At 37.8% G+C, this 24,326-nt stretch carries 24 protein-coding genes; 6 read left to right on the forward strand and 18 right to left on the reverse strand.

The features are described from left to right. Positions 1-221: 221 nt before the first annotated feature. Positions 222-1,613 carry a family 4 glycosyl hydrolase gene (locus MUN88_RS00915; protein ID WP_244719772.1) on the reverse strand — a complete coding sequence of 464 codons (1,392 nt, stop codon included), beginning with the start codon at positions 1,611-1,613 and terminating at the stop codon, positions 222-224. A gap of 174 nt (positions 1,614-1,787) precedes the next feature. Here MUN88_RS00915 and MUN88_RS00920 point away from each other — a divergent pair, with 174 nt between their 5' ends. Beyond that, a complete protein-coding gene (locus MUN88_RS00920; RefSeq protein WP_244719774.1) occupies positions 1,788-2,615 on the forward strand; it encodes an AraC family transcriptional regulator in 828 nt (275 codons plus the stop codon). Positions 2,616-2,990: 375 nt separating this feature from the next. On the opposite strand, the gene MUN88_RS00925 is transcribed toward MUN88_RS00920, so the two are convergent. The 17 genes from MUN88_RS00925 to MUN88_RS01000 form a co-directional block, all read right to left on the reverse strand. Further along, positions 2,991-4,070 carry a DUF4179 domain-containing protein gene (locus MUN88_RS00925; protein WP_244719776.1) on the reverse strand — a complete coding sequence of 360 codons (1,080 nt, stop codon included), beginning with the start codon at positions 4,068-4,070 and terminating at the stop codon, positions 2,991-2,993. Further along, on the reverse strand, positions 4,067-4,231 hold the full coding sequence (locus MUN88_RS21765; RefSeq protein WP_369809972.1) for an RNA polymerase sigma factor: 165 nt from the start codon (positions 4,229-4,231) through the stop codon (positions 4,067-4,069). The genes MUN88_RS00925 and MUN88_RS21765 overlap by 4 nt, the downstream gene beginning before the upstream one ends. Then, positions 4,204-4,584 (reverse strand): sigma-70 family RNA polymerase sigma factor, encoded by a 381-nt coding sequence (locus MUN88_RS00930; RefSeq protein WP_369809926.1) that lies wholly within the window; start codon positions 4,582-4,584, stop codon positions 4,204-4,206. Before MUN88_RS00930 ends, MUN88_RS21765 begins: the two co-directional genes overlap by 28 nt. A 397-nt stretch (positions 4,585-4,981) precedes the next feature. Continuing rightward, complete coding sequence (locus MUN88_RS00935; protein WP_244724260.1) at positions 4,982-6,235, reverse strand: aminopeptidase; 1,254 nt, start codon at positions 6,233-6,235, stop codon at positions 4,982-4,984. A gap of 249 nt (positions 6,236-6,484) precedes the next feature. After that, positions 6,485-6,763 carry a hypothetical protein gene (locus MUN88_RS00940; RefSeq protein ID WP_244719778.1) on the reverse strand — a complete coding sequence of 93 codons (279 nt, stop codon included), beginning with the start codon at positions 6,761-6,763 and terminating at the stop codon, positions 6,485-6,487. A gap of 132 nt (positions 6,764-6,895) precedes the next feature. Then, positions 6,896-7,381 (reverse strand): hypothetical protein, encoded by a 486-nt coding sequence (locus MUN88_RS00945; RefSeq protein WP_244719780.1) that lies wholly within the window; start codon positions 7,379-7,381, stop codon positions 6,896-6,898. Positions 7,382-7,512: 131 nt separating this feature from the next. Continuing rightward, complete coding sequence (locus MUN88_RS00950) at positions 7,513-8,781, reverse strand: hypothetical protein (RefSeq protein ID WP_244719782.1); 1,269 nt, start codon at positions 8,779-8,781, stop codon at positions 7,513-7,515. 670 nt (positions 8,782-9,451) lie between these two features. Then, complete coding sequence (locus tag MUN88_RS00955; protein WP_244719784.1) at positions 9,452-9,847, reverse strand: hypothetical protein; 396 nt, start codon at positions 9,845-9,847, stop codon at positions 9,452-9,454. Between the two features lie 101 nt (positions 9,848-9,948). After that, on the reverse strand, positions 9,949-10,584 hold the full coding sequence (locus tag MUN88_RS00960) for a hypothetical protein (RefSeq protein ID WP_244719786.1): 636 nt from the start codon (positions 10,582-10,584) through the stop codon (positions 9,949-9,951). A gap of 530 nt (positions 10,585-11,114) precedes the next feature. Further along, positions 11,115-11,432: an immunity protein CdiI family protein gene (locus MUN88_RS00965; protein ID WP_244719788.1), complete on the reverse strand. Its 318-nt coding sequence runs from the start codon at positions 11,430-11,432 to the stop codon at positions 11,115-11,117. Between the two features lie 265 nt (positions 11,433-11,697). Continuing rightward, entirely contained in the window at positions 11,698-12,132 is a 435-nt protein-coding gene (locus MUN88_RS00970; protein ID WP_244719791.1) for an SMI1/KNR4 family protein, read from the reverse strand. A 90-nt stretch (positions 12,133-12,222) separates the two neighbouring features. Further along, a complete protein-coding gene (locus MUN88_RS00975; protein ID WP_244719793.1) occupies positions 12,223-13,050 on the reverse strand; it encodes a dihydrodipicolinate synthase family protein in 828 nt (275 codons plus the stop codon). A gap of 394 nt (positions 13,051-13,444) precedes the next feature. Continuing rightward, positions 13,445-13,762 carry a hypothetical protein gene (locus MUN88_RS00980; protein ID WP_244724263.1) on the reverse strand — a complete coding sequence of 106 codons (318 nt, stop codon included), beginning with the start codon at positions 13,760-13,762 and terminating at the stop codon, positions 13,445-13,447. Beyond that, positions 13,762-14,154 (reverse strand): zf-HC2 domain-containing protein, encoded by a 393-nt coding sequence (locus tag MUN88_RS00985; protein ID WP_244719796.1) that lies wholly within the window; start codon positions 14,152-14,154, stop codon positions 13,762-13,764. Before MUN88_RS00985 ends, MUN88_RS00980 begins: the two co-directional genes overlap by 1 nt. Then, on the reverse strand, positions 14,147-14,659 hold the full coding sequence (locus MUN88_RS00990) for an RNA polymerase sigma factor (protein ID WP_244719799.1): 513 nt from the start codon (positions 14,657-14,659) through the stop codon (positions 14,147-14,149). The genes MUN88_RS00985 and MUN88_RS00990 overlap by 8 nt, the downstream gene beginning before the upstream one ends. A gap of 547 nt (positions 14,660-15,206) precedes the next feature. After that, a complete protein-coding gene (locus MUN88_RS00995) occupies positions 15,207-16,703 on the reverse strand; it encodes an MFS transporter (protein ID WP_244719803.1) in 1,497 nt (498 codons plus the stop codon). A gap of 333 nt (positions 16,704-17,036) precedes the next feature. Then, positions 17,037-17,465 (reverse strand): MarR family winged helix-turn-helix transcriptional regulator, encoded by a 429-nt coding sequence (locus MUN88_RS01000; RefSeq protein ID WP_244719807.1) that lies wholly within the window; start codon positions 17,463-17,465, stop codon positions 17,037-17,039. A gap of 539 nt (positions 17,466-18,004) precedes the next feature. On the opposite strand from MUN88_RS01000, the gene MUN88_RS01005 reads away from it, so the two are divergent. From MUN88_RS01005 to MUN88_RS01025, 5 genes are all read left to right on the forward strand, one after another. Next, the gene (locus MUN88_RS01005; protein WP_244719809.1) at positions 18,005-19,417 is read left to right on the forward strand and encodes a polysaccharide deacetylase family protein; all 1,413 of its coding nucleotides are present in this window, start codon (positions 18,005-18,007) and stop codon (positions 19,415-19,417) included. Positions 19,418-19,565: 148 nt separating this feature from the next. Further along, positions 19,566-20,582, forward strand: a complete 1,017-nt coding sequence (locus MUN88_RS01010; protein ID WP_244719811.1) for an ABC transporter substrate-binding protein — start codon at positions 19,566-19,568, stop codon at positions 20,580-20,582. A gap of 13 nt (positions 20,583-20,595) precedes the next feature. Further along, entirely contained in the window at positions 20,596-22,326 is a 1,731-nt protein-coding gene (locus tag MUN88_RS01015; RefSeq protein WP_244719813.1) for an ABC transporter permease, read from the forward strand. Then, entirely contained in the window at positions 22,323-23,396 is a 1,074-nt protein-coding gene (locus MUN88_RS01020; RefSeq protein WP_244719815.1) for an ABC transporter ATP-binding protein, read from the forward strand. Before MUN88_RS01015 ends, MUN88_RS01020 begins: the two co-directional genes overlap by 4 nt. A 305-nt stretch (positions 23,397-23,701) precedes the next feature. After that, a complete protein-coding gene (locus MUN88_RS01025) occupies positions 23,702-24,244 on the forward strand; it encodes an NADPH-dependent FMN reductase (protein ID WP_244719817.1) in 543 nt (180 codons plus the stop codon). Positions 24,245-24,326: the final 82 nt, after the last annotated feature.

A 24,326-nucleotide genomic window follows, 5' to 3' on the forward strand; every position in this document is an offset into this window, starting at 1 on the left:
ACGATACACGTTCGATATGACGTAATAAAGTCCAATTATAGCACTCTATCTATCCACTAACTTGTGAAAAAATGAGAATGTACCAAGAGATAATTAGGTCAGGAAAACACACTAGATGTTTCTTGACCTAAGACGCTTCTTGGTTTATTCATTTGACAACGCGGCCAATCCCGCTTGACTCTTCTGTTTTTCACATCAATTTGATTTTTTAATAATCCAACTTACACCAGCCCCTTCTCATACCACTGCTCAGGTATCATATCCTTCTCCAACACCAAAAGTTCTTCAATAATCTGATCCGCGTCTGCAATCGAATGAACAAGTGGATCCGTCAACATCGCCATTCTAAGCTTGTCACGATCTCCTTCTACAACGGCTTCCGCTGTTAATTCATGCGTGTCTAATACCACCTCCTGCATGCCGCGAATTCCGCGAGGCATCTCGCCAACAGGCAGAGGCTTTACTCCATCCATCGTCACTTCACATAGCAATTCCAGGAAGGAATCATCGTTCATATTGGAGACAGCGCCGTGATTGACCGTGTTAATGTAGAAGGGTTTTCCTAATCCTCCCACCATATTTTCAATAATATCGGTTGCATGGTCCGGGCCAAATGTGTCCATGAATTCACTTATTGGCGTTTCACCACTTAAGAACTGATCAATCTGCTGCCACATCTCATCATGACGCTGATAACGGTCTTCTGTTTCCCAAATCGACAATGGTGGTATTGGATCTTCCAGCTTGCCAAGTCCTTGCCAATAAGGAACATATTCCTTTGTATGTGCTGTACAAGTTGGTACATAGCCAAAAATATCATATAATTCATAGCTGATCGCATCATTGAAGAGCGTCTTGGCACCTGTGTCACCACCTACTGTTTCTGTCTCTGCAGAACGTTTCAATGATTTCGCAATCACAGAAAGAACATCCTCCCCTTCATACTCCGCCTTTAACAGCCATGTGAAGTGATTGACTCCCGCTATACGTACATCGAATTTACGATCGATTTCTTCGGTATACTCGCTTTTTTTATTAATGATCCCTGCTCGTTCCGCATAAATGATCTTCTTATGCGGCATATGATGCGAATCACACAAAGCAAACGTCTTTAAATTTGGTGCATATTTTTTCAATGCCATGCCATTCACTGTCGACGGGTTAATATAATTAATCACCCAGGCTTCCGGACAAATTATTTCAATATCTTTAGCGCACTCCATAATCATCGGTAGTTCGCGCATCGCCCGGAAAATACCACCCGGACCGATCGTATCACCGGAACACATTCTGATTCCATATTTCTCAGAAATCTCACAGTCTATGCCTCTGTATTTCACCGTATCTACAGCAAAACTAAGTACGACAAAATCGGCATCATGCAGCACTTCTTTGCGGTCCACTGATCCTTCAATGTTCAAATCTACCTGATTTTCATCGACCACCATTTGAGCTAAGTTGACCAGTTTATTCAACCGCTCTTCATTTGTATCTACTAAAGCCAATGTTCCTTTATTTAGATGCTCGGAATGTACCATTTGCCAAATACACTGGCGGCCAAAGAACAAGCTGCCTGCTCCTATCACCACTACCTTAGGTTCCTGAGTCGTCATTTAAATCCCCTCCAAATCATTTGTTATGTACCATTATAGAAAGCGGATTCAATAAATAACATGCAAGAAAGTAAGAACTTCATGTCAAATAGTAAGATTATCTATCCATTAAAAATTCATGTGCTATAATGAACAGAAAGTAATATGTCGAAAAGTATGAGGATGATTTCAGGGATGGATAGTTTAAATATATTTAATGAGCTTTCAGAACTTGTTACGGTTCGGATCAATTCCTGCAGCGAAGTCGAACATCCAAACAGCTGGATAGAAAGAAGACAGTATAAAGATTATGACTTATGGTGTATTCAAGAAGGGCAAGTAGAAATTCGGATACAAGATGAGGTTCATATCGCTTCAAAGGGAGATTTGATTCTTTTTAGTCCAAAGGTTGCTTATACCGCAACAACTCCAAGTGAAAGTTGCACATTTATTTTCACTCATTTTGACGTCAGTCTTGGCGATCATCTTCGGATCCTGGACAATTTTCAGCTAGCAGGAATTTTTAAAAATGAGCTTGTAAAGGAGGAACATTATCTTTTTTTGAATGCGTATGATCAATATAAACGAAATGCAGCCATGTCACAGATGCGTTTAAAAGGAGCTTTGACGATTCTGATCGCCAAGATTATGGAGCAGTATAGCCGGCATCAATATCGAGGGAAATTTATCCAAAACGCCACCGATCAGAAGCTGACCAAATACTTGGATAAGCTGCAGCCTGTATTTGATTACGCTCATGAGCACCTCCATCAAACACTGACAGTTGGGGAACTTGCTAATATAGCAAGTATGTCAGAGAAATATTTCATCTCTTATTTCAAGCAAGCACTTGGTGTGACCCCGGGTCGCTATACCTATCAATTAAAAATGAACCGGGCTCGCGAATTATTGTACAGCAAGCAATATTCGGTCCAGGAAATCGCAAGCATGCTTGGGTATCCAGATCCATACAGTTTTTCGAAGGCGTTCAAGAAATATTATCAGTCTAAGTTTGTTTGGTGAGTTTGGGTTTAAGTGACAGTCATGATGAAGGGCTAGATTACTTACTCCCCCTCATAACGTAACTTGGTTATGCCACCTTACTAAAAAAGTTGATTTTAGTGGGGGGGTTTATTCTTTGTCCTTCATAATCAGCACTATAAGACCAGAGAAACTGCTCCTTAAAACTAACGCTTCATATACAGACAAACTATCACTCCCATTTGCCTTTCACTATTTATTGGAGTTAGGGAATAACGGAGTGACCACCACCTTCAGCGCACTATCGCTATCTTTTTTTAAACTATAAATCTCCTTTGTTTACCGACAAAAGATAGAAACAACATTCCTATCATTTGAATGTTGTCTCTATCTGTCACAATAACTAATTAAGTGGATTTATTTATATAATATCTCATAAAGATTATCTTGTTCTTTGTTTCTGATCATAATTTTATAAGGTATTTTTTCGACTGTTAAAGTATCTCTTTTTACTTCTATTACTTCCCTTGCGTATTTCGCAATTTCTTCCGCCAGTTTTTTAGCTTGTTCTCCATCTGACAAAGAAGTCTTCAAAATAATTTGGAGTGGTTCTGGATGGAAGGAATAAGCAAATCCGTTCATCTCACTATATTGTTTATTTACCTCATCCATAACCGAACTAAAAATCGGCTGCCAGTTCTGATCTCTTATTTCTGCCTCGCTTCGTCCAGTGATTTCAACTTCATATTCTAAATCTGTTTTATTATAAATCGCATCATGTACAAGACTTTCAACATCATCCTTTTCTTTATTAAATTGTTGCTGGGTATCTCTAACTTCAATTTGCAGAATTGGATTTTCAGCATCAACACTCATCATTCCAAGTTTATATCCCTTTTGTTGCAATACTTCTTCAGCTATATTAAATAATTGTTCGGAAAGTTCCATTTCTTCTTTGTCCTCTTTGCTTATATCAGCAAAATCGTTGTTTTGTACTTCTATTGAAATTTTTACTTCGTCAATGTGGAACGAGTCGGCTAAATCATTAATCACTCGTTTTATTTCCTCTCCGTAATCTTGTTCGAATGTTTTATTCTCAGCCCCAATATTGATTTCAGGTGGATCGTAGGTGAACATTCTGGACAAGGAAACACTAACTACACCTTCATAATTTTTGTTTAATGTTTCACTTACCTTGCTATAGAATTCATTTAACATTTCTTTCCTATCTTCCGTTTGATCCATACTTTGCAAAATTTGATTCAGTAAAGGGACATTTGACATAACTTTTGCCATGATGGGAGAAACAAAAGTAGAGCCCATTAACAGTGAAATGAATATGACGGCAGCACTGCATAAATAGGTTATTTTTTTGCCCAGACTCCATTTTTTTCTTTTCCCTTGTTTTATCGCACTTTCTACCGCAAGATTCAATTTCTTTTCGGGAATTTCTATTTGATCGATATCCTTCTTAAAATTCGGAAAGTCATTGTTCATTGAATACTTTCCTCCTTTAAATACATTTTTAACTGTTTAATGGCCCGGTGCAAATGAGTCTTTACCGTTCCTTCCGGGCAATGCAACGTTTCTGCAATTTGTTTTACCGTAAAATCCTGATAATACCTAAGGATTACAACTGTTTTATACTGGTCTTGCAGTGATTAATCGCATCAACCAGGTCGATGTGATCTTCTACCTGATAAACTTCGGTTGTGTGGAGTCCTTCCATTTCTTCAATAGGTATGACTCGCTTGTTTTTCTTTATAAAATCCAAGGCATTGTTAATCAGAATTCGAGTTAACCAGGTCGAGAAATATTGATTTTCCTTTAATTTTTTCATTGATATGTACGCTTTGTATATGGTTTCCTGCACAATATCTAAAGCATCATTTTCGTTTTTAACATACATATAGGCCATACGGTAAAGCTTGTTTTTCTCTTTTTGAATCAATTCTTGAAAAGCTTTATCATTTCCCCTTTTTGCCTTCTTAATCATCTGCTGCTCCGACATATTTTCCTCCCTTCGCTTCAATAATTAGACTCAAAACAACACTAAAACGTTTCAATAAAAAACAAGAACCTCATCATTTGAGATTCTTGTTTTCTATGGGATCCAATCGCAATAACATTATTAGAATGATTAATTACTTTTCCATCAAAGTAATTTTATTTGCAACCAAGCGACCTTTCGTTTTCTCTATCCAAACTTTTACTCGCTGCCTTTCTTCCAGGTCATCAATAGTGCTTCCTTTTCCCGCTATTTTTATAACTTTAGTAAAATAGAATTTATTATAATGGTAGTCTGTTTCTTCCTCAGCATTTATCGGTTGTAAAATAAAGTAATCTCTTTCTAGTTTTGTTATGCCCCCTTTATAATTGGCCGCATATTTAAGTTTTTTCGTTCCATTTTAGAATTGGAAATCACCATCTTTCATTAATAGGACTTCAGTTCCACCTTCTTTAATACCCACTACTTTCATATCTTCGGTACCAAAGGCCACATTGACTAACAGGAGGGAAGTATTAAGTCCTGCCTCCTTCAACTCTTTCACCGATAGGTTGCTGCCATTTTGAAGGTTGGAAGGGGAGGCGTTTCCGATTCCAATATGGCAGGCCGTATTTTCATCAAACAAGGTGTTGTAAAAGAGCGTATCCGCCTGAGAAAGAGGAGAATTGTTAGAGACCAAGGCAATTTCACCTAGATAATGTGAACCTTCGTCTGTTTCGATGAGACTTTGTAACGCTTCTTGCCCAGTGGCGGCATAATAGGCAGTAATCCGTCCCTCATTAAAGGTTAGGTAAAAATCATCGATGACACTTCCCCCATAGATAAGCGGTTTAGTGGCTACTAGTTTGCCATTCACCTCATTTTTATGGGGAGCAGAAAATATTTCCTCCGTGGGAATGTTCGGAAAGAACGGTATTCCCTTTTTATCTATAACACCCCCGCCGATAAAGAAGTGATTTTTAGGCATACCGACTAATAAATCAGTTCCTCGGCTATTTGTAAAATGCAGGGCTTCAAACTGGCTGTCGTTTAGAAACTTTTTCCGTGACTCGAAGGCTCTGTCATGATTTTCCCAGTCTTTTATAGGATTTTTTCCATCTGCCCGAGCTCCACGTAAGATTAATTGCCATAACGATTGCAGGGCTTCTTCTTTACTTAAGTGAGGAAATACTTTAGTTGCCCATGTGAAGTACGGGACAGCTAGAAGACACCAGCGTACCTCGTGGGATCTAATCTTTGCGTAATAATCCTTCAACTTGGTGCGAGAGGCCTTTTGAAAGCGGCTTATCCGTTCTGTGGAAACATCCTTAAAGACATCTAAGTTTTCAGAAATAATATGGATGTAAGCAGCACCCGCATCGTCCCATTCCTTAAAGCGAGCACTCTGCCAGTCGGGAAAGTGATCGATAGCATCATCTGCTGCATTTAAATAAAATTCTTTGGTAGACTGTTCATCTGTCCAATCCATAACCACATTTGAAGCCCCCGCCTCATAGGCTGCCGTTTGGATTAGACGTGCAAACGTTACATTTTTTATGTCACTATGAATAATCACTAATTGATTCTTTTGCACATTTACACCAGCTCGTACAGCAAGCTCTGCATACTTTTTCAACTGTTCTTCGCTAACAAGCTCATATATTCCTTTAATCATCACACACTCAGCTCCTAACTTTTTATTCCTTTATAAATAGAAAAACTTCCATTAACTAAGTTAATTTCATTAAATGTTAATGGAGTTATAAAAAGAGTACAAGAATAACATCATCACAATGAAAATCGAATTCAAGAAAAATTAGGCTATCACTTTTCCAAAAAATTTAGGAATGTGAAGCCTAATTTACTTGTTTATATGCGTCTCGCCTAGCTATGTCAATCTATCTATTAATTCTCTTTAATTGTGTTAATCTCTATAAAGAAACTTATTCATCTTTTTCTTTGTATCAAAGTAAGCAACAACGAGTAAACAGACGTTAATGATCAACATACCGATCCCCATAACAGTTGAAGCACTAAACCCTAATATTAATGCATTAATCATACCTACACATATACTTGCAAGATACAAATAGCCTCTTTTTCTACTTTCAATAAAAACAGAAGAGAAAATGGCTAACGCTAAAAATGCACCAATTAACTGAGCGATATAAACCGTAACATACATCCAAATATTGAATTCCATAGTTCCTCACCCTTTTATGACAATATAACCTTTGAGTGAAATTTGATTTATTTTAAGCTCTTCAAGATCAATTTCTGTATTCCCAAGTATTCGTTTCGTACGTTGTCTGTATGTCTTCACAAATTTTACGACTCACTCAAACCAGCCGATAACATATGTAGTCCCTATAAAAAATACCCACACTAAAATGGGAATCCAAAAGCTTTTCACAGCATGATTCCACTTATAAATATCCTTCTTCATCAACACATAATCCGTGATGAAATACAATATAGACGCAAACAAGCTGTACCAAAGTAAAATCAAACCAAAAAGAACATGGAATGTTAACAAAAAATATATCTTCAAATTTTCCCTTGTGTGAGCAGCTAACCAATAGGCGATATAATCGCTTATCACAGACGTTATTGTGGCGTACACAAGGATAACGGGAAAACTGTACATAAGATATGCCGGAACTGCTATTGCTGCATCTTGAAAATATTGACCCACCGATCTAATTTTACTGAATGGATTAGGATCTGCTAAGCCCAGCATGATAGCAAATAATGAACCCGAAATGGTAGCTGCTATCACTTTTCTTGATAATAAATCACTTAATTCACTTTTCCCACTCACCTGACATTACTCCTTACGAAACAACTTTATACATCTATACTAACATAATATTCCATAAGGAAGCCCCCGTTTACTTGATTGATTGCTTTCAAAGCTCTATCCTTGGACTTTAGGAGTAAGTACTACATTCTCTACAAATCATTTAGCTTAATAACATTTCCGCTGCTTGCATTTACCCCATAATGACAATCTAATTTTCCGCACAGCACATATTGTTTTTGTTCAAAGTCATACACATAAAAAGGCTCTAACACCATTAATTCTATCAATTTTTTATATGCTTCTTCCTTATCCACCGTCACTTCATCCGGCGCTTGAAATGCATCCATCATCTCCAGCATCGGCTGGTTATCCATGTAATTTACTGCTTGCAAGCTGGCGGCATCGATTACAACCATAAGTTTTCTTTGAAACACCCGGTTGTCCTGTCTATTCGTCCGCAATGTTGCATGGATATACCCTTTGTCACGATGTAATGTTTTCAGCATCCAATTTCCGGAGTCATCAGGATACTCTTGACGTAAAAAGTCTTTGACTGCCTGTTCACACGCCGCTTGCTCCTTATAGGAAATAGGGTAAGAATCAGGGCTTGGCTCATTTGAAAATGCTTGTTCTACTGTTACTTTTTCTGTCCAACTAATCTCTTTTCTTTCAAACGGATCGTTAATTGGCTCATCCAAAATAAGGCTTTTGTCTATTTTTATGTAGGAGTTTACATCCACGATAAATTCAAACGGAATCGTCGTCATTTGATCATTCGTTACATAAATCTCTTCTACCGCGTATACAGGAATGAATTTTTGTTGCTCATGGGAGGGAAATTCAATCAACTTCAATTGTTCCTTCGCCAGATGTTCGACTTTCTCAAAAGATAGTGTATATGGCTCTTTTTTTATCATCTTCTTAGCCGGAAATTGGCCATGTACTGCATAGAAAGTCAGCTTTCCATCTTGATCAAATTTTATTTCAACAGAGCCAGACGGAGAAACAGCTACCCCATCGATCACTTCTTTCAGTAACAGTCTTCCTTGCTCTTCTTTTTGAAGCTGTAATTGGCTCCCATACGTTAATCCAGTTTCCTCATCCAGCCATTGTATAATGTCAGCTGTTGAAAGATCTGCAAAGCTAATCCCATTTGTTGCATATGTTTTATCCATGACAAAAATAGCACGAATAAACTTATGAGAATAAAGATTGATTTCAATTACTGCTGCGCCCTCCGGATTGGATTCAATATCCGGTTCATCTACATGTTCGGGAAACCATTCCATCGTTAATGTATATACCGTCTCACCAATTATGTCTGTATACCGATCCAGTCCATGTCTTTTTAAATAGTAGTGATCCAGACCAAATTTCTTTTTTGAAACATCGATTAATTCTTTTATTCTGCTATCCATTTGCTTCTCCCCTCGTTTTTTCGTGTCATTAATTACATTTTCGTTCGCCAAAGATTATATATTAATACGTTTTTTACAGTTCATTGGTTTCGCATAACCCTGGATTTCCTTTCTTATTAAAAAAAAAGAATCTAGAAACCCTACTGGTATGTTTCCGTTTCTGATGGAATGATAAAAAACGTCTGTTCGAATTATTTCAAAAATAACTGAATTTCCTAATACCATGATTTTAGCAAGTAGTTTTTAGCTAGCTATTCCGATACACCATTACAGTAATCCCATTTAGAATAATAGTACCTACAAGAAGAACTGCCGAAACAGACACACTGGCACCTGTTATATCAATGAGAGCGGACCAGTCCTCAGTCTTTACACGATTATAACTATTGAACACCTGGAACAACAGAGAAATAGCACAAGCACTCATGTTAACCATTACAAGGATAATCCAATTATATTAATCGTTATTCTTATCACGAGAAAGATTAAAAATAGGAAGTATCCAAGCGATTAGTCCTATCACCATACTGCCAATGTTAAGTATACCAATCATCTCTAATCCCACCTTGTGTTTATTTCTTCGATTTCTGGTGTGGTTACACCAATACACCCGTTATCCTTTAGGTGCTACCTAAGTTCCTCTTGATTACAAACAAAGAAAGTTACATTACTAATACCTCTCAATATTTATGCCGTCATTAGATGGCGTAAGATTTCCCTCAATTGAAAAATCAGCATCCTGCCGTTCTATTTCAGCATATTGAACAACTTTACCTTTGTTTAGGAAAACTAAAAGATAAATATCATCTCTCATATCTAGATCACTCGGATCTTTGAAATCAACATCTAATTGTTCCTCTATCATTTCTTGTGGGCTATACGGTGAGAAAAGGAATGCTTTTTCCCAATCAAACGTTGTCAATGATGAGAGCCTGATCACACTTTCATTTTTATCCTCTACAATTGAATAAGTGGTATCTTCCAAATCTTGATTATGCCTAATATCACTTTGACTACATGTAACTAGAAATAGGAAGAGCAGGAGAGAAACAGTTATTCTTTTCATATCAAAAAAGCTCCTTTTCTTAAAATCGAAAAAAACTATAACATCCTTCTATTAAACTAAAATATTTTACTTATCACTTAAAAAGTCAGGCATCCATGTCATTACTTTATCTTGTTCTCGAAAAAGTAAATTTGTCTCGCACAGGAATCCCAGTCTCCAGTATCAGTATTTATTTCTATAGTCGGAATAACGGAGTCAGTCGCTTGTTGTCTAAATTCTTCTTGTTGTTTACTAAATAAATCACATGCCATTTTTATTTCGGCTTCCGATTTTCCAATCCATTCTTCAGGATGTCTGCTTCTCAACCTATTCTCTATGTAATCAGGAGATATTGTAAGCAGCACACACTTTGCACCCATAGCAAGCAACTGTGCTTCTATTTGTTTCATTTCATTCACTTCAGAATCAGAAAATGCTACTCTATGATTTAAATGAAACCTTTCTAAAATAAAAAATATACCTTTGGAACGTTGCACTTGCCCAAGTTCTCTTGCCCATTCATTTAATTTTGTTAACATCAACGTTCGATCTTGAAGAAGTGATAAATGTTCTCTTCGGTTTAGTGCTGTTATTTCTCCATTGACTCTATGTAAAACTTGAGAATAATGTTCACTCAGAATAACAACACTTCGTTCAGCATCATCATCGTTAGCCTGCAATTTCTTTAACGATTTTAATACAGAAGTTTTTCCAGCGTTAGAATTACCTTCTAAGATTATTCCGTTAAATTGGTTCATTTTCTATATACCCCTTACCCATAGCAACTAAATCTAAGAACATGTTCTTAAAAACATCAAACACCTTATTCAAAACGATCACCCCATAGCACCTCTTTCGCTATTATTTCACTTTGGAAAATTTACTTCTATTAGACGCTGCATCTGCATCAAATTCAATAATATTTCCAAATATAAAGCTCCCCAATGATAATAACAATGAAAATAAAAAGAAGGATTAAAAGACCAAGTGATAGTGCAAGACCATTTACAATTAAAGATGACATTCCCAAGAAATTTCTCTTTTTCTTAATACTTAATACACCGAATACACAGCCTAACGCCCAGATGAACAATACCAAATAGAACGTGTTAGACAATATAATCCCTGTCACTGCACATAACATAGAGAAATATTTAAAAATAATGAACACTTCCTCTAATCATCTTTTATCAAACATCCTTCTGCCTCTTGCCGTATTGCTGCAGAATTGCACCTTATCTATATCAAAGAAATTTTGATGAAACTAGTAATTGGCATAGTTATTGTTTCAGAGTGATGTATGTACATAACTTACCTTATATCCATCTCCAAGTTCCTCTTTCAATTTTTGGTGCAAACGGATTCCTTTTTCATTATGAGACTTAATTAAAATAGCAGTATCATCCGTTATTTTTTCGCCCCAATCCGACTGTTCCAATATGTCGCCATATTCAACAATCCATTCCATTAAATCAGTTTTCAATCGTTGTGAAAGAGGGAAATCATTAATTTCCAGATTAAAGCCACACATTGAGCACCACAAAGGATCAGCGCTATGATCAGCTTCCATCTTGTAGGAATCGTGCGAACATTTGAAGTTTTTCACTATCATCTCCCCCTTTATTTAACATTACATCACCTATGGATATTTAGTTTAAAAATATTCAAGTAATGGTTTACATGCCATATACAAAATAAAAATGAGCATTACTAAAATAAACCAAGAATACGAATGTTTTTTATTTCTTAAGATATCGTAAGTAAAAGCGACTATTAGACCTATAAGAGATATTCCAGCAAAAATTGAAATGATGGTTAAGAAAACGTACATAATGACTTTATCCCCCCTGTTGTGAACGAAATAGCCTTAGCTATGTAGTAATTTCCCCAGTAATCCAACCTTCCACAAATTTTTCTAATGACGAAGCAACCCACGTCCTACTGTCATCTTCATGATTCCATACATAAATATCCTCTGTTTGAATACTTCCGTTTAATATTTTATAGCCAAATAGGTCACCACACCCGTCATCTGCAAAAAATAATAAGTGATCAAATGGCATATAAATATCTTTATAGTCATCAAAGTTTCTAAAAAATAAATTATCCTCCACTACTCGTGAAGTTGACCATATTAAAGGACAGTCGAAACTATCAAAAATCCCATTGGTTTCGCTATATAATTCCAGCAACTTTTTATGTAATACTACATTTAGTTTCTCACTAATTTGACTTATTTCCCGGTTTGATGCTGGGGGCCGGAATGTATACTCTTTTGATATCGAACTTATAAAATACTTCCACATCTATGGAACACCGTCCTTTAATTAGGATAATAATTTTCATAATTTCTATGTTTGATAATTGTAAATTCAGTCATCACTAAATCTATCTAATTAAACATTACCAATAGGCTTTCTGCAAACTCCCATCTTAAACCCATTTTGATTCAGTACTTTCTTTAGATTAACTATAGGTGATCCTTGATTAACTTGTTGAAAAATTACTTCTATATTTGCTCTTTCCTGTTCAGAAATCGTTTCTTTCACAAGCAATTTTTGAAAATAGTTACGGATTTCTAAGGGAGAAATGTTCCCAGCAATGGAAGAAAGACGGTCAAATCCCTGTAATACTTTCTCCTCTAATTCTAGTTCTCCACCAGCATAGTAATGAAAATTGTTCCTGTTAATCTCTTTTTTTAGTAATCTGATTTTTGCTTTATCACCGGCTTCTTTCAATCCAACAACTAAATCTATGCTACTTAATTCAGCAATACTTGTTACCGATAAATCAAATCCAGTTCTTTTCGGATTATTATATAAAATAGTTGGTTTATTACTATAGTTAATAATGGTTTTTGTATAAACCAAAGCCTCTTCCTGCGTTGGTAACACATATGGTGAATAGCCAAGCAAAATGCCTGATATTTTAGTATTGGAGATAGCCATCGCAAGTTCTTCAGCCTCTTTTTGTCTGATTGACGATACACCAAAGATAATTTCCATATTATTCATCAAATCGCATTCTACTTCCAAACTTTTTACTAATTCAATCTTTTCTCTAAGGTTCAGACTATGCTGTTCTCCAGTGGATCCTGAGACAAGAACAGACTTGATTCCTTGTTTATACAGATGGTTTATATATTCGATGGTTCCCTGAACATTTAATGATTCGTCGTCAAAAAATGCAGTTGGTACAGCAATATGAAATGTTTCTTTTAACATATATATTCTCCTTCGTATAGCTGAATTTTTGTGTATTGGTTGCTTGTTTAAGTTACTTTATATGGTACTAATACGGCGTTAGAAGAAAATCAATAAATAGCAATTGTATATCCATTCTCATTTAATACACTTAGCCTAATAAAAACAATATAATAGAAAAAATGATTAGTATAAAAGTTAAAAAGAGAAAAATAAAACTCCATTTCCTTCTTATTACAATCTCTATCTATTTTAACATAATATTACAATTATTCTATTATATTTCTACATTAAACACCTTAAAAACACGTTCACCATCTCACTCGTGAACGTGTTTTTAAGGTACTAATTGAGCTCAATTTTTTTCATGACTTTCGCAAACTTGGTTACAGCGGCCCGGGCGCTATTTTTATATCTATTTTGCTGATCTGTCAAGACATACAATCACTGTAATAGCATTCAATAAAAGTGTTCCGATCAGAAGCACTCCTCCTACCCGAACCACCGCCCCGCTTGTGTCCATTAAAGCAGACCAATCCTCAATCTCTACCAGATGATAATCATAGACTATTTGGAAATATAGCGATATCGCACAGGCACTGATGCTGATAACGGCAAGTACGCCCCAATTCCTGTAGTCATTGTTTTTATATCGCACGAGATTAATAACTGGAAGTGTCCAAGCAACAAGTCCAAGTATGAGACTGCCTAAATTAAACAAACCCCAATCCATCACTTTTTATCCTCCTTCTTATTTTTCGATTCATAGTATTTGTTCATAAAATAAATCTGAAACCCGGTAAATATCAGAAATGCGACGATGGCAACTAATCCAAGACTAAAGAATCTTAAGGAAATGACTAGCCCAATGAGAATACCGATTAAAATAGCCATCATTATCATATTATTGATTCTCCGTTTCACACCTTTCATCAGCTTCCTGTCATCCTGTTCTTCATCAGGGAATTCATCCATAGGCAAATCACGTTCAGCATTTTTAAGAAAATGGCTGCAATCTTCATCACAAAAGTGAAGATGCTCTTCAATAAACTGATTACTGTCTTCACTTGTAAGCTTTTCAACATACATCGGAATTAAATCCTTCACAATTTCACATTTATTCATCTGCATCACCTCCATTGATCATTGAAACGAGTCTATTTTTCGCTCTGTAAAAATTCACCCTTGCCCACTTATCCGACTGGTTCATGATTTCCCCAATTTCTTTGAAGCTCAATTCGCTGTACAGACGCAAGATAACGACATCCTGCTGCGGTTTCTTTAGTTTCTTGATTGCAGTTAACAGATTCATTGCATTTTCTTTCTTTAAATAGATATCCTCTGGGGTTTCCTTATTGGAAAGGTCGTTCTCTAAGGCAGAGATATCAGCAGCACTTTGCACATTCACATTCTTATGTTTCTTCAAATAGTTGTAAAAGGTATATTTGGCAATTTGAAAAAGCCAGGTAGATAGTTTGCTGCGACCTTTGAAACTGTAAATAGATTTAAAGGCTCTCAGAAATGTTTCCTGCGTTAATTCTTCCGCAATGAATTTGTTTCCAGATAAGAAGAACAAATATCTATAAATCTGTTTTTCATATTTGATGTACAACTGCTTAAACTCATCCAATTACGTACCTCCTTTCGAGAGGGTTCATTATGTAAGTGTATATATAAAAGAAAATGTTACATATTTTCCACTTTTGTTTCGTTTTTTTCTAAACGATACAAATCTCTTGTTTCTGCTTCCCACTTTTGGCTCCATTCTCCCTAAACGATACAAACCTTTTGCTACTGCTTCCCACTTTTGTTTCCTTTCTCTCTAAACGATACAAATCTTTTGCTACTGCTTCCCGCTTTTGGCTCCTTTCTTTACCAAAAGATACGAACATCTCACCTCGCGCTTCTAGCCAAGGCTATGTAGAATATTTTTTTAATGAGTAGCTTATTTGCTTTCCTGCCTGCTTCATAATCTCATCATTTATACTAACATAATATTACATTTTTACTTTTTATATTTTCAGTTTCCCTACAGCAAAAAGTGTTCCATTTTCTAAATCATTTGTAAAATCGTATAAAAAACGGCAAGTATAAAAGTATTTCTCTTATACTTGCCGTTAGCTATTTGACTGTACAACACAAATGAACGGTATTACTCACTCTAATGCTTTTCATTTTCACTTCTGAACGAGTGCACGCCCTTTTCCTGTGGTCATTTTTACAACGGACGCGACAAACATAATGAACCCCAGGATGAATAAAATGGTAAATAAATCATGATATGCACCTAGTATGGCAGATTTTTTGACGGTCCCTTCTAACTGACTTGATGCCTCTTCGACATTTACATGTTGCTTGATTTCTTGATAGTGAATGGTATTCTGTCTTAGCAATAGCCAGCCAACTAACGGAGACAGAGTCGCGCCTATAAAGTTGCGGATAGAGTGCAACGTAGCGGACCGCATGGATGCCTGATGGATATCACCAGCTAAGGCCGTACCCAGTGCTCCTGATACAAGAACCATACTTACTCCACAACCAAGGCATGCGATTTGAAAATATAAGAATGGCAAAGATATATCTGTCTCAATTACCATCCATTGGAAACTCACATAAAGCACCACAAGGGATCCCAGCATACCAAGCACCCCTGCTCCTAATTTATCATAGAGCAGCGTTTTAAGAATGGCGCTGCCTATAATGCCAACAAAGAACCAGGCATAAAAGTAAACGAAATGCAAATAAGAAAGATCCATATTATGTTGCAAAAAGCCATTAATGCCAGCAATAGCTATAATCAGTGAAGCATGTGAAACGACAGCCATGATTGTCCCGGACACAGGCTTTGCCGCCTTTAGTGTCCGAAAAGGAACTAATGGTGCTTCAGCTTTTTGGTCAACATAAATAAATAAGCCCAATAATAGGAGTCCGATTCCTAGAAACGGCCATACATAAAGGGATGAAAATCCTTCGTTAGTCAAACGACATAATGGGACTGCGAACGAAAGGATGGTGGCACACAGCAACACTACTGCTTTTTTATCGATACGGGTTTGTTCCTGGACTGTTTCTTCCTGTCTCGGCAGTCCGAAATAACCGATGATGAAGCAGAGCAAGGATGCGATCACATTAAATAAAAACAGCCATCTCCACGAATCTGTGTATAAGGATAACGAGCCACATAAAGCTCCAAGAGCACTGGCACCGAACAATCCAGTGATAATCATAAGTAAAAATAAGTTTCTGATTTTATTCGGAAACGATCGTAAACTAACAGGAAGGATGGTTAAAAATAAAATGCCTGATCCAAATCCTTGAACCACCCTTCCTATACTCAATGTCACAATCCCAGTAGACACGACATCTATAACCGATCCACACAAGAATATCAACGTAAACAATAAATAATTTCTACGCAACCCTAATTGTCTGGTAAGAACGGGGCCAAGCGGCACACCTAGGGCAAAAGCCAAATTAGACAAAATGGATGGCAAAAGTAAATCATCTGAACTTATGTGAAGCCCATTTTGAATCACCCCCTGATTTAAAACATAAGAAAGATTAGAAAAATACTGCGCTCCTATCGCGAAAATCGTTAGAAAAGAGATCACTAGATATGGCGGTATCGCCATTTTATTTCTCGTTGGTTCTAATCTTTGAAGCTGTTGACTCATCTATTGTCCTCCCATCACAAGGAACAGACTGACTCCTTGCAAAGTTAATTTGTATAATACAAGTTGTATTATACAACGAATGGATTAAAAATAATATTACTTGGCCAACATTTCGAATATGTCTAGCTTATTGCTTATTTTGAAATGTTGTTAGTGACCAATCACTTCGTCCTGTGGGGCATATTTCCGGAGCTTTGCTACGCACATACTATTTGTCACGATAAAAATATAGAAACTGTTAACATCGGCTTTAATGAGGTAATTATATGCTTTCTGCTTATAGAAAAAAGCCACAATCATTCGCATGTGAATGATCATGGCCCTAGCCCTCGCTTACTTATTCCACTTTTTAAAAGATTGATTCAGACGGCTCAAATTCATCTCCAACTGATTAAGTTCCTCCTTCGACCAACCTTCAAGAATCTCATCATATCCAGCAGCGCGTGCCTCTTGAACTCTACTCAGGGCCGCGCTTCCTTCTTCTGTGATTTGCAGTAGGCTAATTCGGCGATTCTTAGGATCCGCTTGCCGAGTTATATATGCTTTCGTTTCGAGATTTCTGACTTGTCTACTTGCTGTTGAAATGCTGATCATTAATTGCTCAGCCAGAACATTAATCCCTAACGGCCCGCTTGCTTGCAATTGATATAATATAAGATATTCTGATCGATCCAAAACACCCAACTTTGGACTATGAGCCGTTGTCAAACGGACCAACAACGCAACTTGATATTCAATACTTTGGAGTGCTTCCCGTTTCAAAATATCCCTCCTTCGATATGTGAAACGTAATAAAAATAATATGTACTAACCGCTACCAGTATATCATATTAGAAATAAATGAAAGGAAAGGGCATTGGGATCAAACCCATTAAAAAGACAAATACACTAATAAATACGGAATCTCGTATGCGTTTTGTTGGTGTTGCGATAGAATGCTTTTCATTACTATAACCAATGGAAATGAGGAAAAGGTATCTACAACAATAATCACATCATACAGGAGCATAGATCTTTGACCAGAGCAGTTGTCCACGAGGAGAAGCTGCCCCACTTTCTTCAACCATATTTCAAAGAAGCACAGAATATCCTGTGCTTTTAAATAAAAACATTACTTCGACTTCCCACCAAATGCCGGAATAACAATCTCGTCTGTAATCCGTCAGCACATTCGTTTCTATTACGCCAGCGGATATAAACGTCACCCTGATAAACAAAACGAATAACAATTTATTTGCTTCCCAGTGCAATAGACGGTTAAAATATACATTTGTGATTAAATAATTTAGAGGGTGACAAGCATGAATGCAACATCTAAGAGGATTATGATTTATATTGGTGTACTACTTATCTTTACTCTTATTATCTTACTTATGACCTTTTTTCAAAAAGATCCTAATACGCCAAACACTGAAGAAACCATTACCCAATCGAAGTATGAAGGGGTAGACATCGTCACAGACGTTACTTATGATGATTATAGATCTGCAATACACTATCCTGCATTTGAAATAGCAGAATTAGATGATGAAATTGCATCATATGTACAGGAAACAAAAGATAATTTTTTTGCTGATTTAGAAGATAAAGATCCAGAATGGTTAGAGAAAAGGTCAGCATCATTCTCTCTATCATTTGATATTTTTCCAATACAAGACAATTTGTATTCGATTGTATTTTACAAAGATACTTATTTAGGCGGAGCAAATATGCAACAGGAGTCAAAAGTCTATCTGGTAGATTTAGAGAATGGCCAATTCATTAAACAAAATGAGATTATTGCCAATACAAAAGAAAACAAAGATCAATTGTATGATCAGCTCAAACAAGCTTTTATTCAATCTGAAGACTACCAAGATTTTTTCTTTGAAGAAGAATTACATAAATGGTTTTATGATGAATCCACTCCATTCTCCAATATGTACATCGAAGAAGATCAGCTTGTATTCATCTTTAATGAATATCAGGTTACAGCAGGTGCAGCAGGAAGACCTGTCATCCGCATTCCGTTAAATGATATAAAAGGTATCATTTCGAAAGAATGGAAGGATAAACTCAAAATAGAAGAAGAGGAATCAGAAGAACAAGAGAAACCAACCGAGCCAGAAGATGATGAAAGTGAAGGTAAAGGAGATGCAACAGAGTCAAAGATTCCGGATGATGCTAAGAAAGTAGCAATTACCTTTGACGATGGACCACACCCTGAAAACACGTTAGAAATTCTCGATATTCTCGATCAATATGAGATGAAAGCCACCTTTTTCATGCTCGGAAGTCGCGTTGATTTCTACCCAGATATCGCCAGAGAAGTAGCGAAGAGAGGACATGAAATCGGCAATCACACCTGGCACCACAAAGACTTAACAACGGTAGGCAAAGCCAAAATTAAAGAGGAAGTGCAGTCAACAGCGGATGTGATCAAAGAAGCAACTGGCGAAGCTCCCACCGCATTCCGTCCACCATACGGAGCAATTAATGACGAGATTCGAAGCGTAGTAGACTTAGATTCTACACTTTGGACGATTGATACAGAAGATTGGAAGTCCCACGATCCCGACGCCATTCTGCAAATGGTAAAGGATACTATCGAAGATGGTTCGATTATCCTTATGCACGATATCCATTCAACCACAGTTGATGGATTTAAGAAGGTAGCAGCTTACTTAAAACAAGAAGGCTATTATGCCGTTACCGTGTCTCAATTAAATGAGTAACAAGCAAGGAATCACTTGATTCCTTGCTTTTTTTCTCCAAATTTACAAACACTTCATCAAAACATAACTTTAATTAAAACCCTCTTAATATTCATCTGTAATAATGGTAGTCATAATACCACTACTCAACACAAGGAGGCATTTTTCCATGTCAAAAATTAAATTCTCATTTTTACTCATCAGCATTCTTACTATTTTTACTCTATTAGCTGGATGTGGACAAACACAGGAAGGCAATGCAAGCAGTGTTTCCGGTGAGCTAAACTTCTACACCTCTCAACCTGACGCAGATGCGGAGAAATTGATTTCCGCTTTCAATGAGCAATATACGGATGTGAATGTAACGGTATACCGATCTGGCACTGAGGAAGTCATCAGTAAGGTCCAAGCAGAGAAACAGGCAGGAGAAGTCCAGGCAGATGTGTTATTAGTAGCAGATGCTGTCACATTTGAAAGCTTAAAAAAACAAGACATGTTACTGGAATACAAATCCAGCGAGGCAGAGCAAATTCCAGATTCGTTTGTCGACTCTGATGGTATGTACACAGGCACAAAAGTAATGTCCACTGCTTTAGTGGTGAACAAAGAGAAAGTAAGCGAGATGCCGACTTCATGGAAAGTACTTACTGATGAAGGTTCATCAGGTCAAGTGGTAATGCCTAGTCCGCTTTATTCCGGGGCAGCTGCCTACAATTTAGGTGTTCTGACTCGACATGACGATTTCGACTGGGAATTCTATGAAAATATCCAAGCAAACGAACCAATGATCACGCAAGGTAATGGCGACGTGTTGAAGGCAGTAGCAAATGGTGAGAAATCATATGGTATGGTCGTCGACTTCATTGTCGCTCGTGCAGAAGCAGACGGATCACCGGTAAAGCTTGTTTATCCTGATGAAGGTGTACCCGTGATAACAGAACCAATTGGAATCATGAACAATACAGACAATCAGCCTGCCGCCAAGGCATTTGTTGACTTTGTCTTGTCACAAGAAGGGCAAGAATTGGCAGCGGAAATTGGTTATACCCCGATCCGAGAAGATGTCTCAGCACCAGAAGGCCTGAAAACCATTGAGGAAATGAATGTACTGGATGCAGATATCAATGAACTGTATCAAAACCGCGAATTAGACAAGGAACAGTTTAACCAATTATTTGGAGAATAAGGATGAGGACAGCATGGAGAACCCTAACCGTAGAGAAGTAATGCCAACTCTGGCATTACGTTCTCTTTTTTCACATAAAAGCATCATCAGGATTTTAGCGATACTTGCGATTTGTGTGATTTTTCTTTTACCAATTTATCGCTTAATCATGCTTAGTTTCACTTCTGATGGTAATCTAACGTTCGCAAATTACACGACCATTTTGCAGGATGCTGCTACATGGCAGGTCATGAAAAATACACTGATTGTGGTTGCGGGATCGACTGTGATTTCCCTTATTATTGGCGTTTCACTGGCATGGTTAGTAGCGTACACCGATATCAGAGCGAAACGAGTGATGCAGCTTTTTATTGTATTACCCTTTGTGATCCCGTCTTATATCACAACCTTAGCCTGGACACAATTTCTAGGAACGGACGGGCTGTACATGAAACTTGCTTCTCTGCTTCCTTTTAGCGTGGAGCCTATAAATTTGTATAGTCTGGCAGGCATCATTTTTGTCCTTGGGCTTTCGCATTATCCACTTGTTTATTTACTTACGGTCAGTGTCTTTGGCAAAATACCGCGGGAGCTTGAATTAGCTTCACGGGCTTCAGGTGCAAAACGATGGACCACATTTCGAAAAGTAAACGTGCCACTGGCCATGCCGGGTATTGTCAGTGGAGGGTTTCTCGCATTTCTGGCAAACCTGGATAACTTCGGGATACCAGCTTTTCTCGGCATACCGGCACAAATTAATGTGTTAAGCACTTATATTTATCAGCAAGTAGTCGGCTTCGGTCCTTCCGCTTTCGCCAGGGCAGCAACCTTTTCGGTTTTACTAGGCATGGTGGCGTTGATCGGGACAGCGATTCAATGGCTGTTTTTACGAAAATCAAAACGGTTAGAAACGACGATTGAAGATAAACAACCACGCTATTTCTTAGGAAAAAGAAAATGGCTGATCGAGCTGATCATCTGGCTATTTTTCTCTCTTACCGGCGTCGTACCGCTAATCTCAATGGGAATGACATCGCTGATCACGGCGTATGGTGTTGATTTTTCATTACAAACCATTAGTCTGGAAAACTATCAATTTATCCTGAATACGAGTTCCAAAGCAAAAGAAGCGCTAGGTAACAGTGCCATGCTTGCCGGTGTCACCGCGGTTATCGGGATCGTAATCGGTACAGCTATTGCCTATCTTCGTGTACGAAAGCCAAATTTTTTAAGTAAGTTTACCGAGGTGTCGATTGGATTGCCATATGCACTGCCGGGAACCGTAATGGCTTTATCAATGATTTTCGCCTGGATGGAGCCTGTTCCTGGATGGAATCCTGGCATTTACGGATCGATCATGATCCTTTTTATTGCTTATATCACGAGATTTCTAATTTTACAAGTAAGAGGAAGCATTACAGCGATTATGCAGGTGGATCTGTCGATGGAAGAGGCGGCACATGTAAGCGGAGCGAAAGGATGGTCGAAATGGCGTAAGATCTTACTGCCACTCCTTTTCCCTGGTGTCTTAACTGGCGCTTTTCTCGTTTTCCTTAGTGCTTTAACCGAGCTCACCGTGTCCTCCTTGCTTTGGTCCTCTAATTCAGAAACAATTGGCGTTGTTATCTTCGGCTTTGAACAGGCAGGTTACACTACCTATTCGACTGCTTTCTCGAGCCTGATTGTGATGCTGATCATCTTAGGTTTTACGATTTTGTATTTGGCACAGTCCTATTGGAACAGAAAGGTAGGGAAACGTACATGACCACCATCATTGAAGATTTATTGAAAAAATTTGAACAGACAACCGCTTTACAAAACATCAATATCTCGATTCAGGACGGGGAATTCATCGCAATTCTCGGTCCATCCGGTTGCGGCAAAACAACCTTACTGCGCTTACTGGCTGGTTTTGACTCACCATCAGATGGAAGTATAACGATTGGTGATCAGCAAATGAGCAATAAGTATGTCACGCTGCCACCCGAGAAGCGGAACATTGGCATGGTTTTTCAATCCTTTGCGCTATGGCCACACCTGAATGTTCGAAAACATATCGAATTCCCTCTGCTCCACCATCAATATGTACCGACAGATATTCGCACCAATACTGCTCAGCGAGTGGATGAAGTGATGGATATCATTGAATTAACCGAGCTAGCCAACCGGATGCCTAGTGAGTTGTCAGGTGGTCAGAAGCAGCGTGTGGCACTGGGACGAGCGATTGCATCAAAACCAGAGCTTCTATTAATGGATGAACCGCTCAGTAACCTGGATGCAGAGCTGCGAATGGAAATGCGCAAAGAAATTCAAGAACTGCACCATCTCACAAACGCAACGATCGTATATGTCACCCATGATCAGGCAGAAGCGTTAGCTATGGCTGACCGGATTGTTGTGATGAATAAGGGTGAGATCGAACAGATTGGCACACCAGAGGAAATTTACAGTCGTCCGACAACAGCGTTTGTTGCTAATTTTGTAGGAAAAGCGAATTTAATGGAAGGAACATGGGAAAGCGATCAGTTCACACCTGCCTCCTATCCCGCTATCACATGGCCGGACTTAGGTGTTTCAATTTCATTAAAGAAAAAAGGAATTTACCCGATTCGACCTGAACAGCTTGTGATTTTGAAGGATGACCAGGAAGGGATCGAGGGGCAGATTACCAGTGTTCAATATCAGGGAAAAGAGATTCATTATACAGTTCGGGCTGATGAGCTTGATTGGGTTGTGCATAGTGGAATGATAAAGAAGTTTCAGTTGGGGGAACGGGTTGTGTTGCAGTTGAAGGTTGGGGTTAGAAATAAGCAAAAGGATGTTGTGTATTCGTGATGGTTAGAGTATAGCTACTAGAAGGTGCTATCAGAATCAGGTGCTGATAGCATTTTTGTATCTACGGCAATCGCTCGATACCTTTTACAAAAACGATTACCTTAACCACTTCTTTCAAGCCAGGACTCCCTACTTGCACCTATTATTCTAACTTGGTAAACTATCACTTGTATGTGCAACGAATAATACATGATTAGCGCCAACAACACATTATGATTTCATGATTGTGTGCTGAAAAGCTCCATGTTGGCCGCCGTATAAATAGAAAAAATTGCTCATCAATATTTATTTACTGGAGGTAAACAATGAAAGTAGCAGCTATTGTAGGAAGTATACGTAAAGATTCATATAATTTACAGCTAGCGAAGCATGTTCAACGACGTTATGCAGATCAAGTCGAGGTAGAAATTCTAGATTTAACTCCTCTCCCAATGTATAACCAAGATATAGAGTTAGATGCACCAAAAGAGGTTCTTGATTTCAAAGCAAAAGTAAAAGAAGCGGACGCAGTGCTTTGGATCACGCCTGAATACAATTCCTCTATTCCAGGTGTATTAGGAAATGCGATTGATTGGTTAAGTCGTGTCGACCAAGTAATGATTGGCAAACCATCTATTATTATGGGGACTTCAATGGGAACATTAGGCTCCGTTAAAGCACAGATGCATTTACGAGATATTTTATTTGCGCCTGGATTAAATTCGCCAGTGCTTAGTGCCAATGAAGTATATGTAGGAGCTGTGCATACGAAATTTGACACAGAAGGCAACTTAACAGATGAATCAACGATCGCCTTCTTAGATAATGTGATGGCTAATTCACAAGAGTGGATGAAGCAATACGTATAATACAAACACCTCTTCCTTTTTCAAAATAGGGAAGAGGTGTTTTTTCATATCTAGCAATCTATAATGGCGAAACCATGAACTC

Source organism: Gracilibacillus caseinilyticus, from assembly GCF_022919115.1.
Taxonomy (GTDB): domain Bacteria; phylum Bacillota; class Bacilli; order Bacillales; family Amphibacillaceae; genus Gracilibacillus; species Gracilibacillus caseinilyticus.

Coding starts and splice junctions, on each gene's coding strand:
- MUN88_RS00915 (WP_244719772.1), bottom strand. CDS start 1,613: ATGACGACTCAGGAACCTAAGGTAGTGGTGATAGGAGCAGGCAGCTTG.
- MUN88_RS00920 (WP_244719774.1), top strand. CDS start 1,788: ATGGATAGTTTAAATATATTTAATGAGCTTTCAGAACTTGTTACGGTT.
- MUN88_RS00925 (WP_244719776.1), bottom strand. CDS start 4,070: ATGAACAATGACTTTCCGAATTTTAAGAAGGATATCGATCAAATAGAA.
- MUN88_RS00930 (WP_369809926.1), bottom strand. CDS start 4,584: ATGTCGGAGCAGCAGATGATTAAGAAGGCAAAAAGGGGAAATGATAAA.
- MUN88_RS00935 (WP_244724260.1), bottom strand. CDS start 6,235: ATGATTAAAGGAATATATGAGCTTGTTAGCGAAGAACAGTTGAAAAAG.
- MUN88_RS00940 (WP_244719778.1), bottom strand. CDS start 6,763: ATGGAATTCAATATTTGGATGTATGTTACGGTTTATATCGCTCAGTTA.
- MUN88_RS00950 (WP_244719782.1), bottom strand. CDS start 8,781: ATGGATAGCAGAATAAAAGAATTAATCGATGTTTCAAAAAAGAAATTT.
- MUN88_RS00955 (WP_244719784.1), bottom strand. CDS start 9,847: ATGAAAAGAATAACTGTTTCTCTCCTGCTCTTCCTATTTCTAGTTACA.
- MUN88_RS00960 (WP_244719786.1), bottom strand. CDS start 10,584: ATGAACCAATTTAACGGAATAATCTTAGAAGGTAATTCTAACGCTGGA.
- MUN88_RS00970 (WP_244719791.1), bottom strand. CDS start 12,132: ATGTGGAAGTATTTTATAAGTTCGATATCAAAAGAGTATACATTCCGG.
- MUN88_RS00975 (WP_244719793.1), bottom strand. CDS start 13,050: ATGTTAAAAGAAACATTTCATATTGCTGTACCAACTGCATTTTTTGAC.
- MUN88_RS00980 (WP_244724263.1), bottom strand. CDS start 13,762: ATGGATTGGGGTTTGTTTAATTTAGGCAGTCTCATACTTGGACTTGTT.
- MUN88_RS00985 (WP_244719796.1), bottom strand. CDS start 14,154: ATGAATAAATGTGAAATTGTGAAGGATTTAATTCCGATGTATGTTGAA.
- MUN88_RS00995 (WP_244719803.1), bottom strand. CDS start 16,703: ATGAGTCAACAGCTTCAAAGATTAGAACCAACGAGAAATAAAATGGCG.
- MUN88_RS01005 (WP_244719809.1), top strand. CDS start 18,005: ATGAATGCAACATCTAAGAGGATTATGATTTATATTGGTGTACTACTT.
- MUN88_RS01010 (WP_244719811.1), top strand. CDS start 19,566: ATGTCAAAAATTAAATTCTCATTTTTACTCATCAGCATTCTTACTATT.
- MUN88_RS01015 (WP_244719813.1), top strand. CDS start 20,596: ATGGAGAACCCTAACCGTAGAGAAGTAATGCCAACTCTGGCATTACGT.
- MUN88_RS01020 (WP_244719815.1), top strand. CDS start 22,323: ATGACCACCATCATTGAAGATTTATTGAAAAAATTTGAACAGACAACC.
- MUN88_RS01025 (WP_244719817.1), top strand. CDS start 23,702: ATGAAAGTAGCAGCTATTGTAGGAAGTATACGTAAAGATTCATATAAT.